Raw genomic sequence first — 10547 nt, 5'->3', positions numbered from 1 at the left:
AGCGAGTCCTCGCCGGACGGCCGGCGCATCGAGGCGAGCGCCTGCTCGATCCAGGTGCCGCGCGCCGCGCCGCGCATCGCCGCGGCGAAGATCACGCCGGTGCCGAGCTTCTTGGTGACCACGAGCCTGTCGCCGATCTTCAGTCCGCCCTTGCGCAGCGCCCGCGCCGGATCGACGAGGCCGTTCACCGAGAAGCCCAGCGCCGCTTCCGGCCCTTCGCCCGAATGGCCGCCGATCAGCGCGCAGCCCGCCTTGTCGAGCACGCGACGCGCGCCGGCCAGCAGCTGGAACAGATCCTCCTCCATCAGCCGTTCGGCCGCCGCCGGCACGACGGCGAGCGCCAGCGCGCTGTGCGGCCGGGCGCCCATCGCCCACACGTCGCCCAGCGCGTGCACCGCCGCCACCTCGCCGAAGATCAGCGGATCGTCGAGGAACGTTCGGAAGAAATCGACCGACTGCACCAGCGCCTGGCCGGCCGGCACCTCGAGCATCGCCGCATCGTCGGGCGCGTCGAGGCCGATGGTCACGTTCGAGCCGGGCGAGGGACCGAGCCGCGCCAGCACGCGCCCGAGCACGCCCGCGCCCACCTTGGCGCCGCAGCCGCCGCAGCGCATGCCGATGTCGGCCAGCAGGCGCCTGGCCTCGGCGTCGGCCAGCGCCGGATCGGGCGGCGTCGCCGCGTTCATCGCCATCGGCCGGGCCGGCGGCTCGCGGTACATGCGCATCCACTTGCGGTCGATGTGGTCCTTCCAGCGCCACACCCACTTGCCCTCGACAGCCCACGGCCCGCGCGTCGCCACGGCGTTGCCGTCGCCGGTGCCAAGGATCGAGAGGTAGCGGCTCTGCGGCACGAACGACTGCGGCGCCTGGCCCAGCAGCGCCCGCCGCAGGTTGGCGGCAAGCGGCGGTCCCTGGCGCACCGCGAACACGCCGGCCTTGGGCCGGCGATGCGGCAGCATCGTCGCGCAGTCGCCGACGGCAAAAATGTTGGGATCCGCGGTCGAGCGCAGCGTGTCGTCGACCGCGAAGAAGCCGCGCTCGTCGAGCGGCAGGCCGGTGGTCGCGAACCACGGCGCGGCGCTCGCCTCGGTGACGACGAATACGGCGTCGGCCTCGAGCCAGGCGCCGTCGTCGAGCTGGACCGAGCCGCGTTCGATGCGTTTGGTCGCGCGGTTTTCGACCAGCCGCAGGCCGCGCCGCTGGAACACCGCACGCATCTTCTGCCGTGCCGCCGCGGCCTGCGACGCCAGGAGCTCGCCCTTGGTCGCCAGCGTCACCTGCAACTCGGCGCCCTTCGCCACCGCGCGCACGCGATGGTCGATGGCGAGCGCCAGCTCGACGCCGCCGGCGCCGCCGCCGATCACCACGATTTCGAGCCGGCCCGACCAGCTCTTCATGCGTTCGAGGAAGGCGAGCCAGCGCCGGCCAAGCTCGGCGATCGGCTTGACCGGCGTCGCCGCTTGCGCCGCGCCGGATATCGTCTCGAGGTTGGGTGCCGAGCCGACATCGATCGACAGCAGATCGTAGGAGACCGGCGGCCGGTCCTTCAGCAGCACCCGCCGGTTCTCGCGATCGAGCCCGGTCGCCTCGGCGTGGAACAGGCGGGCGCCGGTCCAGGCGGCAAGCCGCGCCAGGTCGATGTGGCACTCCTCGAACGAATAGTGTCCGGCGACGAAGCCCGGGATCATGCCGGAGTAGGGCGTCTCGATGTCGCGCCCGATCAGGGTGAGGCGAACGCCCGGCATCGGCTTCATGGCGAAGCTCTTCAGCACGTGGACGTGGCTGTGCCCGCCGCCCAGCAGCACGACGTCCTTCAGCAGAGGGCCGGCTGGCATCGCCACGTTCGATCAGGCCTTGAGCAGGATCCACGTGCAGGTGCCGAGCGCGCACAGCCGTCCGCTCTCGGTGTAGAGCGCCGTGCCCGAGTAGAGCTTGCGGCCCTCAGCCCCCAGGCTCCAGCCGACGACGGCGCAGCGTTCGCCGACGCGCGGCGGATCGATCACCTTCGCCGTCATGCGGCCGGTGAGGGCGGGCCGGAAGTCGTTCGGCTCCTGGACGGCGAACGCTCCGGGGCAGTCGAGCGCGCCCCACACGAATTCCGGCCTGATGCGTCCCTCGGCATCGGCATGGTTGGCGTGCGGCACATAGCAGGAGAGCGACCGGCCTTTCTGCGGGCCTCCCGAGCCCAGCACGCGCAGGCCGTCGCCGACCGCGCGGCCGCGGCCGCAGACGATGCACCAGCCGAAGTCGCTATCCTCGGGACTGCCGCCGTCCTCGGCGCGCCGCATGACCTCGCCCCAGTCGCCGGGCGGCGGCGGCGGCACGAGGTGGTCGACGCTGCCGGCGCGCGCCTCGCATACCAGCGTTTCGTCGTCCTTCAGCAGCAACGCCTCGCCGTCGCGCACGACCTGCATCGTCGTGTCGATCGGCACCGGCGCGCGCAGGGTGATCTCGACGGCGTCGTCGCGGCCGAACTGCCGGCTGAACTGCCCGGCCATGAGCCCGGCGACGTAGCCGCCGTTGCCCGACAGGCGCGGGCCGTTGAACTGCGGTGCAATGATGATGGTGTCGGTCACGCTTACTCCTCCGCGACGCGGAACCTGACGCGTGCCTGCAGGCGATGCAAGCCTCGCCCGCGTGAAAGCGCTTGCCGCTGCCGCAGCCTGCGGCCAAGGGTGACAGCGATGAGCCGATTCGTGCCCTGGGCGCTGGTGGCGTTGTGCTTCGTGCTCGGCGTGGCGAGCCGTTCGATCAGCGATACCTTCACCGTGTTCGTGCCGGCGCTGCAGGGCGACTTCGCGGCGAGCCGCAGTGCGATCACCCTGGTGTACAGCTTCGCCCTGCTGGTCGGCGGCACCGGCGCGCCGATCGCCGGCTGGATCGTCGACCGCTTCGGCCTGCGGACGCTCACCGTAGTCGGCATCGCGGCGGCGACGCTCGCCTCGGCCGGCGCCTCGCAGGCGACGGCAGTATGGCATCTCTATCTCTGCCTCGGCATCGTCATGGGCTTCGGCGGCGCCTCGCTGTCGGGCGTGCTGAGCTCGACCCTGCTCGGCCGCTGGTTTCCGGCAAACCGCCTGGGCGTGGCGCTGGCGGTCGCCTGGTCGGCCTCGGGCGTCGGCGCCATCGTCCTGTTCCCGCTTGCCGAGCACCTGATCGTGACCCAGGGCTGGCGCCACACCTACGTCGTGTTCGCCTGCGCGAGTGCGGCGCTGATCCCCGTGCTGCTCGTGCTGCCGTGGCGGCGCATCGAGCGCGGCGCCATCGGCCTGGTGCCGGCGCGGGCGTCCGACCGTCCCGGTCCGACGGCCGGCGAGGCGGTGCGCGACTGGCCGTTCTGGGCGCTCACCTTCTCCTTCGCGCTGACCTCGATCGGCATCTTCTCCCTGGTGCCGCAGACCATGGTCTACCTGCTCGAGCGCGGTCTCGACGGCGGCTATGCGGCCCGCGCCCTCGCCGTTGCGGGCTTCCTGACTCCGCTCGGCATGATCGGCTTCAGCTGGCTGGCCGACCGCGGCGGCCGCAAGATCGCGGCCCTGCTGGCCTACGCCAGCTCGATCGCCGGCGTCGGCGCGCTCGCCCTGGTGCGCGGGCCGGCCGACGATCTCTGGCTGTGGCTCTACGTCGTGCTGTTCGGCGGCAGCATGGGCAGCCGCGGGCCGATGATCTCGACGCTCGCGACCCTGCGCTATCGCGGCGCGCATTTCGGCCGCATCTATGGCCTGATCAGCGTCGGCATGGGACTGGGCGGTTTTCTCGGCGCGTGGCTGGGCGGCCTGCTGCACGACTGGACCGGCGGTTACGCCGCGGTGATGGTGCTCTCGGTATTTGCCCTCGCGCTCGCCGCCGCCTCGCTCGGCTCCGAAGCCGGGGCGCGGGAGCGGTTGAGTCGGTAGGTTCATCGCTGGGAGCGCGCCACTCCGATGGCGCTCATGGGATGTGTAATCACCAGGAAGAGCGCCATCGGAGTGGCGCGCTCCCAGCGATGAATCGTCCTTACACAATCGCCGTGTGCACCAGGTTGGCGACCTGGTCGAGGCGCTGGCTGTGCCAGGGGTCGGGGACTCGGTTGTTGGTGATGTAGGCGAAGGACACGCCCGAGTCCGGATCGCCCCAACAGTAGGAGCTGCCGACGCCGCCGTGGCCGAAGGCGCGCGGGCTGGCGAAGGCGCCGAGGCCGCGAATGTTCTCGGTCGTGCCGCGCAGGTGCGGTCCCAGGCCGCGATGCATCGGCATGCCCATGAACTCGTCGACGCGATCGCCGGTGTGGTTGCGGATGGCGTATTGCAGCAGGCGCGGCGAGACGAGGCGCGTGCCGGCGAGCTCGCCGCCCTGCAGCATCATCTGGTAGAGCGCCGCCATGGCGCGCGCCGTGCCGTAACCCGCGGCGCCCGGCGCGCCGCTCTTGCGCCAGTCGGCCGCATTGTTGTCGGCGAGCGGGCGCATGCCTTTGCCGTCCGGCAGGGGCTCGTGCATGTCGACGGCGCGCCCGTGCTCGCTCTCCGGCAGCCCGACATAGAGCTCGCGCGAGAGGCCCAACGGCTCGGTCACCGTCTCGCGGACGACGTCGCGGAAGTCGCGGCCGGTCACCGCCTCGATCAGCACGCCCAGGGTCCAGTGCGCGCTCTGCCCGTGATAGTGCACCCGGGAGCCGGGTGACCATTCGAGCGGGAAGTCGCACACCACCTCGCGAAGCCGCTTGTGGTCGGCCCACGCATCCCTGCCGACGACCGCGTTCGGGAAGCCCGCCTGGTGGGAGATGGTCTGCAGCACCGTGATGTTGCCCTTGGCGTTCTTCGCGAAGGCCGGCACGTGGTCGGCGATGCGGTCGGCGAAGGAGAACAGCCCGCGCTCGGCCAGGACCCACAGGGCGACGGCGGTCACCACCTTGGTGTTGGAATAGAGCAGCCACAGCGTGTCGTCGCCGGCCGGCCGCGCCGCCGGCCCGGTCGCCGCCTGGCCGAAGCTCTTGTACAGGGCGAGCTTGCCGTGACGGGCCAGCGCGATCTGGCAGCCCGGATAGCGGCCCTCGGCGATGTGGCGCTGGATCAGCGCCTCCAGCCGCTCGATCTGCTGATGGCGGAATCCGAGTGACTCCAGGTCGGCCGACGGCAGGGGAAAGCCCGAGCCGGTGCGCGAAGAGATTGCAGTGTCCATGGCAGTTCCTCCTGTGGCGATGCTGTTATTGTTGAATGATGTGTCGATGACGCACCCGTCGACATGTTGTGTTTTCCGAAATCCTTGCCACAATGCGCGGCATGTTGGACCGCATCGACTTTCCGAGTAGTCCCAGCCAACGGGCGCGGGGGTAGCCGTGGCGCCGGGCCTCGAGTCCTGCCACGCGCTGGTCCTCAACGCCGACTTTCGGCCGCTGTCCTACTTTCCGTTGTCGATCTGGTCCTGGCAGGATGCCGTCAAGGCCGTCTTCCTCGACCGCGTCAGCGTGATCTCCGAGTACGATCGCACGATCCACAGCCCGTCCTTCGAGATGCGGCTGCCCAGCGTCATCGCGCTCAAGGAGTACATCCCGGCGGCGCGGCGCCCGGCCTTCACCCGGTTCAACGTCTTCCTGCGCGACCGCTTCGTTTGCCAGTATTGCGGCGGCGACTTCGCGACCAACGAGCTCACCTTCGATCACGTCGTGCCGAAGTCGCGCGGCGGGCGCACCGCCTGGGGCAACGTCGTCACCGCCTGCAGCCCCTGCAACCTTCTGAAGGGCAACCGGCTGCTGCGCGAGATCGGCATGCACCTGCAGCGCGCCCCGCTCGAGCCCACCACCCAGGAACTGCAGGAGAACGGCCGGTCGTTCCCGCCCGGCTACCTGCACGAGAGCTGGCGCGACTTCCTGTACTGGGACAGCGAGCTCGACCAGACCTGACCGCGTTTCGCCATCTTTCATATCCCTCCCCCGATGACGGGGGAGGACTGGAGATGCGTCCAACATCACCTGCTCACACACGCGTCGACAGCCAGATGGCCAGCCGCGAGCCGGCCTTGATGGCGGCGCTCAGCGCCTCGTAGGCCGGCGCCTCCTCGGCGCCGGCGGCCAGCGCCGTTTCCTTGTGCTCGATCTCCTCGGCGCGGAACTTCTCGATGGTGCCGCGCAGCTCGCCCTCGTCGTCGCCCAGTGACGCGGCCTGCTCGGCATAGTGCCCGTCGATCGTCTCCTCGACCGCGACGGTGCAGGCCATCGCCGCCTTGTCGCCCATCAGCGCGGTCGCCGCGCCGAGCGCAAAGCCCGCGACGTGCCACAGCGGCGACAGCAGGGTGGGGCGCACGCGGCGCTCGACCATCAGCCGGTCGAACACCTTGTTGTGCTCGCGCTCGGCGCGCGCCATCGCCGCGATCTTGCGGCCGGCTTCGCTGTTGGCCCGCCCGGTCCAGCGCAGCGCCGCGAGCTGGCCTTGGTAGATGCGCACGGCGCCGAACTCGCCGGCCTGGTCGACGCGGATCGCGCGCTCGACGACCTCGCGCGGCGCGAGGTCGCCAGGGTTCCTGGTCTCGGCGGTTGTCTTCATGTCGTCATCCTCGGCGCCTTCATCCAGCGCACAGCACCCGATGCCAGCCCGATCGCCAGCACGGCCGACAGGATCGCGTTCCAGCCGGCCATCGAAATGCCGAGCAGCGACCACGCGACCTGATCGCAGCGCACCATCCTGGCCGAGAACAGGTACTTGCGCAGCTCCTCGGGCGAGAGGCCGGTCGGGATGGTGCCCGAGCAGGCCTGCGGTCCCTGCCACCAGCGCAGCTCGACGCCGGCATGGAACAGGCCGAGCGCCGCCGTGGTGGCGAGGCCCAGGACCGCCACCAGCAGCAGCCCGCCGGCAAGCCGCGGCGTCTTGTAGCAGGTGAGTGCCGCCAGCCCCGCGACGATCACCGCCATGTGCGGCCAGCGCTGCCATAGGCACATCTCGCAGGGCGCGAGGCCGATCACGTACTGGAAGAAATAGGCGCCGCCCAGTAGGACGCCGCTGCCGAGCGCGGCGATCAGGCCGAGCTGGCTCGGCAGCGGAAAGCGCTCGAGCAGGCTCGTCTGCGAAGTCGTCCGGTCGAGCAGGGCCATGGGCAATGCCTCAGAACATGTAGCGGAAGGCGATGAAGCCGCCCACCAGCGCGATCAGGAACAGCCAGGTCAGCAGGGTCAGGCGTTTCTCGATGAAGCCGCGGATCGGCTCGCCGAATTTCCACAGCAAGGCTGCCACGGCGAAGAAGCGCACGCCACGCGTCAGGATCGACGCCCACACGAACGTGAATAGGTCGAAATGGGCGACCCCCGAGGCGATGGTCACCAGCTTGTAGGGAATCGGGGTCGCGCCCTTGATGAGGATGATCCAGATGCCCCACTCCTCGAAGCCGGCGCGGAACGCCGCCAGCCCGGCCTGCAGCCCGTAGGTCCTGACCACCCATTCGCCCAGCGTCTCGAAGAAGTAGTAGCCGATAGCGTAGCCCAAAAGGCCGCCCAGCACCGAGGCGATGGTGCACACCAGCGCGATCCGGAACGCCCGGGTGCGGTCGGCCAACACCATGGGGATCAGCATCACGTCGGGCGGGATCGGAAACACCGAGCTCTCCAGGAAGGAGATGACGGCCAGCGCCGGCAGCGCCCGCTTGTGCGCCGCCAGCCGGAGCACCCAGTCGTAGAGTCCACGCAACATGCGGTGCGTCCCTAGCAGCGACGGCTTGGGCTGGCAAAAGCGCCGATCGTCCCGCCTGGATGCTTGGAGCTCATGCTCGCAAGGCGGTGAGGGTGCTTGCGTGCGTATAAGTCATTGACGACTATTTCAAATCCGTGGAGTTCGAATGGGACCAAGCCAAGAGCAATGCCACCTTTGATCTGAGGGGGTTCGATTTCGGCTATGTGACCCGCGTGTTCCTCGACACGCGGCGGGACTATCGCGAGGTCCGCTTCCAGACCGTCGGAGAGATCGAGGGGAACGTCTACTTTGTCGTCTACACCAGGCGGCATGATCGGCTTCGCATCATTTCGGCCCGGAGCGCCGGCGCACACGAAGAGCGAGCGTACCGTGAAGACGAGCATTGATGCACAGGGGCGACTGACACGCGATGGCCGCGTCGTGCGCGCGCGTGTGAACAAGGCGCGGCTGGATAGTCCCGCCGCCTTCGCGCCAGACGACGATGTACCGATCCTGACAGCTCGTGAGATCGCATCGTTCCGCCGCGTGAAGCGGTCGGAAACCGTCGATCCCTTGAATGTGCGCACGCGTCTCAAGATGTCTCAGGCCGCCTTTGCCCATGTTTTTGGTGTCAGTGTCAGGACAGTCCAGGAGTGGGAACAGCGCCGACGCCAACCGACAGGCGCTGCGCGTGCCCTGCTGCAGGTGATCGACCGCGAGCCCGACGCCGTGCGCCGGGCCATTGGTCTTCAATGATGGACTCTACTCCGCTGCCTGCTTGAGCTGCGTCGGCACGGTCTCGCCCGCCAGCAGCGCGGCGCGGGCGGCCTCGTACTCGGCTTTCAGGCGGGCGATGATCTCGGCGGCCGGCGGGGCGTCGAAGATCTGGCCGACGCCCTGGCCGGCGCCCCAGATGTCGCGCCAGGCCTTGGCCTTGCTGATGCCGCCCGAGCCGAAATTCATCTTGCTCTTGTCGGCCGTCGGCAGGTCGTCGGGATCGAGGCCGGCGGCGGCGATGCTGCGCTTCAGGTAGTTGCCGTGCACGCCGGTGAACAGGTTGGTGTAGACGATCTCCTCGCCCGACGACTCGATGATGCACTGCTTGTTGCCGTCGGTCGCGTTGGCTTCCTTGCTGGCGATGAAGCGCGTGCCGAGATAGGCGAGGTCGGCGCCGACTGCCTGCGCCGCCAGCACCGAGGCGCCGTTGGCGATCGATCCCGACAGCAGCAGGCAGCCGTCGTAGAACTGGCGCACCTCCGGCACCAGCGCGAACGGCGACAGCCGGCCGGCGTGGCCGCCGGCGCCGGCACACACCAGGATCAGCCCGTCGACGCCGGCCTGCAGCGCCCGCTTGGCGTGCGCGACGTTGGTCACGTCGTGGAACACTAGGCCGCCGTAGCGCTTGGCCGACTTCACCACCTCGTCGGGCGCGCGCAGCGAGGTGATCTGGATCGGCACCTTGTATTTCTCGCAGAGGTCGATGTCGTGCTGCAGCCGGTCGTTCGAGCTGTGCACGATCTGGTTGACCGCGAACGGCGCGACCTTCCGGTCGGGGTGCTTCCGCTTGAACTCGCTGAGCTCGGTGGTGATGCGCTGCAGCCAGGTCTCGAGCATCTCCTTGGGCCGCGCGTTCAATGCCGGGAACGAACCGACGATGCCGGCCTTGCACTGCTCGATCACCAGGTCGGGGTTCGAGACGATGAACAGCGGCGCGCCGACCACCGGGATCGAGAGGCTGTCGCGCAGCAGGGCAGGAAGGGCCATCGAGTTTCGCTCCTAGGAAGGGAAGTTCGCAAACATTTGGATCCGCCTAGCACGCCCGGGGCGCGCCGCTCCAGCGGCGCCTTCTCCGGCCTTCATGAGGGAACCTCATTGCCGGGAGCGCGCCACTCCGATGGCGCTCATGGGATGTGTAAGCAACGAGAAGTGCGCCATCGGAGTGGCGCGCTCCCGGCAATGAGCGGGCGAGACGCCCGCGGTCCGCATGAGCATGAGCGCCACGGGCGTGGCGCGCTCCCAGCGACGAGTCATTTCAGCATCGTGTAGGGCCCGCCCTTCTCCAGGGCGCGCTTGTAGGCGGGTCTTGCCTGGATGCGGGCGACGAAAGCCTTCAGCCGCGGCAGCTTGCCGTCGAGGCCGGCGCGCGCGGCGGCGGCCTCGATTGGGAAGCTCATCTGGATGTCGGCGGCGGTGAGGTCGGGGCCGGCGAACCAATCGCGCTCGGCGAGCTCGCTCTCGAGGAAGGCGAAGTGGTTGGCGATCTGCGGCCCGAGCAGCGTCTTGTCCGCGCCGGCCGAGATCGCCCGGGCGACCGGCCGCATCGCCCACGGCACGCGCTCGGGCAGGCGGTTGAACACCAGCTTCATGAACAGCAGCGGCATCAGCGAGCCTTCGGCGTAGTGCAGGAAGTAGCGGTAGCGCAGCCGCTCAGGCGTGCCCGGCGGCGGCACGAACCGGCCATTGCCGTACTTCTCGACGAGGTACTCGAGGATGGCGCCCGACTCGGCCAGCGTGACCTCGCCGTCGCTGATCACTGGCGACTTGCCGAGGGGATGGACGGCGCGCAGCGACGCCGGCGCCTGCATCGTCGGCTCGCGCTTGTAGAGCCGGACCTCGTAGTCGAGGCCGAGCTCCTCGAGCATCCACAGCACGCGCTGCGAGCGCGAGTTCTCGAGATGGTGGACGGTGATCATGGGGGCTCGTGGGTTGGTTGATGGGGAAGCGATGAAGCGACTCATTGCTGGGAGCGCGCCACTCCAGTGGCGCTCTTCTCATTGATCACACATCCATGAGCGCCACAGGAGTGGCGCGCTCGTGCGACCGCGAGTGTGTCTGGCTTGGAGGGTGGAAGTCCCTTCCAGGCAAGCCCACTCCGGCCTGTAACCGACTGCAACTGCGTCGTCGCGAGGCGAG

General features: G+C 69.4%; 12 protein-coding genes. 4 read left to right on the top strand and 8 right to left on the bottom strand.

Going from position 1 to position 10547, the window contains the following annotated elements; translation table 11 throughout:
• Both selD and AB7O82_RS33290 read right to left on the bottom strand, forming a co-directional pair.
• The coding region (gene selD, locus AB7O82_RS33295) for a selenide, water dikinase SelD (protein ID WP_428621310.1) at positions 1-1835 on the bottom strand (1835 nt) is incomplete at its 3' end.
• Positions 1836-1847: 12 nt separating this feature from the next.
• Positions 1848-2576, bottom strand: coding sequence for a hypothetical protein (locus AB7O82_RS33290; RefSeq protein ID WP_428552257.1), 729 nt, complete (start codon positions 2574-2576; stop codon positions 1848-1850).
• A 108-nt stretch (positions 2577-2684) separates the two neighbouring features.
• On the opposite strand from AB7O82_RS33290, the gene AB7O82_RS33285 reads away from it, so the two are divergent.
• Positions 2685-3896, top strand: coding sequence for an MFS transporter (locus AB7O82_RS33285; protein ID WP_428552260.1), 1212 nt, complete (start codon positions 2685-2687; stop codon positions 3894-3896).
• A 100-nt stretch (positions 3897-3996) separates the two neighbouring features.
• Here AB7O82_RS33285 and AB7O82_RS33280 read toward each other — a convergent pair whose 3' ends face one another.
• Positions 3997-5157: a serine hydrolase domain-containing protein gene (locus AB7O82_RS33280; RefSeq protein WP_428552263.1), complete on the bottom strand. Its 1161-nt coding sequence runs from the start codon at positions 5155-5157 to the stop codon at positions 3997-3999.
• A 157-nt stretch (positions 5158-5314) separates the two neighbouring features.
• Between AB7O82_RS33280 and AB7O82_RS33275 the strand changes: the two genes are divergently transcribed.
• On the top strand, positions 5315-5878 hold the full coding sequence (locus tag AB7O82_RS33275) for an HNH endonuclease (RefSeq protein ID WP_428552265.1): 564 nt from the start codon (positions 5315-5317) through the stop codon (positions 5876-5878).
• A 73-nt stretch (positions 5879-5951) separates the two neighbouring features.
• On the opposite strand, the gene AB7O82_RS33270 is transcribed toward AB7O82_RS33275, so the two are convergent.
• The 3 genes from AB7O82_RS33270 to AB7O82_RS33260 are packed head-to-tail and all read right to left on the bottom strand — an operon-like array spanning position 5952 to position 7655.
• Positions 5952-6518 carry a demethoxyubiquinone hydroxylase family protein gene (locus tag AB7O82_RS33270; RefSeq protein WP_428552269.1) on the bottom strand — a complete coding sequence of 189 codons (567 nt, stop codon included), beginning with the start codon at positions 6516-6518 and terminating at the stop codon, positions 5952-5954.
• Positions 6515-7063: a disulfide bond formation protein B gene (locus AB7O82_RS33265; RefSeq protein ID WP_428552272.1), complete on the bottom strand. Its 549-nt coding sequence runs from the start codon at positions 7061-7063 to the stop codon at positions 6515-6517. The genes AB7O82_RS33270 and AB7O82_RS33265 overlap by 4 nt, the downstream gene beginning before the upstream one ends.
• A 10-nt stretch (positions 7064-7073) precedes the next feature.
• Positions 7074-7655, bottom strand: a complete 582-nt coding sequence (locus AB7O82_RS33260; RefSeq protein WP_428552274.1) for a YqaA family protein — start codon at positions 7653-7655, stop codon at positions 7074-7076.
• Between the two features lie 134 nt (positions 7656-7789).
• On the opposite strand from AB7O82_RS33260, the gene AB7O82_RS33255 reads away from it, so the two are divergent.
• Together AB7O82_RS33255 and AB7O82_RS33250 are read left to right on the top strand one after the other, a co-directional pair.
• Complete coding sequence (locus tag AB7O82_RS33255) at positions 7790-8041, top strand: BrnT family toxin (protein WP_428552276.1); 252 nt, start codon at positions 7790-7792, stop codon at positions 8039-8041.
• Positions 8025-8390, top strand: coding sequence for a helix-turn-helix domain-containing protein (locus tag AB7O82_RS33250; RefSeq protein WP_428552279.1), 366 nt, complete (start codon positions 8025-8027; stop codon positions 8388-8390). The genes AB7O82_RS33255 and AB7O82_RS33250 overlap by 17 nt, the downstream gene beginning before the upstream one ends.
• A gap of 6 nt (positions 8391-8396) precedes the next feature.
• On the opposite strand, the gene AB7O82_RS33245 is transcribed toward AB7O82_RS33250, so the two are convergent.
• Together AB7O82_RS33245 and AB7O82_RS33240 are read right to left on the bottom strand one after the other, a co-directional pair.
• Positions 8397-9398, bottom strand: a complete 1002-nt coding sequence (locus AB7O82_RS33245) for an NAD(P)H-dependent flavin oxidoreductase (protein ID WP_428552282.1) — start codon at positions 9396-9398, stop codon at positions 8397-8399.
• Between the two features lie 263 nt (positions 9399-9661).
• A complete protein-coding gene (locus AB7O82_RS33240; RefSeq protein ID WP_428552285.1) occupies positions 9662-10327 on the bottom strand; it encodes a glutathione S-transferase family protein in 666 nt (221 codons plus the stop codon).
• Between the last annotated feature and the right edge of the window lie 220 nt (positions 10328-10547).

Source organism: Reyranella sp. (genome assembly GCF_050185545.1).
GTDB lineage: Bacteria > Pseudomonadota > Alphaproteobacteria > Reyranellales > Reyranellaceae > Reyranella.
This window is presented reverse-complemented; position numbering and strand designations above follow the sequence as displayed.

Bases quoted from the DNA above. Each gene is read 5' to 3' on its own strand.
- AB7O82_RS33285 (WP_428552260.1), top strand. From the start codon at position 2,685: ATGAGCCGATTCGTGCCCTGGGCGCTGGTGGCGTTGTGCTTCGTGCTC.
- AB7O82_RS33260 (WP_428552274.1), bottom strand. From the start codon at position 7,655: ATGTTGCGTGGACTCTACGACTGGGTGCTCCGGCTGGCGGCGCACAAG.
- AB7O82_RS33245 (WP_428552282.1), bottom strand. From the start codon at position 9,398: ATGGCCCTTCCTGCCCTGCTGCGCGACAGCCTCTCGATCCCGGTGGTC.
- AB7O82_RS33280 (WP_428552263.1), bottom strand. From the start codon at position 5,157: ATGGACACTGCAATCTCTTCGCGCACCGGCTCGGGCTTTCCCCTGCCG.
- AB7O82_RS33270 (WP_428552269.1), bottom strand. From the start codon at position 6,518: ATGAAGACAACCGCCGAGACCAGGAACCCTGGCGACCTCGCGCCGCGC.
- AB7O82_RS33265 (WP_428552272.1), bottom strand. From the start codon at position 7,063: ATGGCCCTGCTCGACCGGACGACTTCGCAGACGAGCCTGCTCGAGCGC.
- AB7O82_RS33240 (WP_428552285.1), bottom strand. From the start codon at position 10,327: ATGATCACCGTCCACCATCTCGAGAACTCGCGCTCGCAGCGCGTGCTG.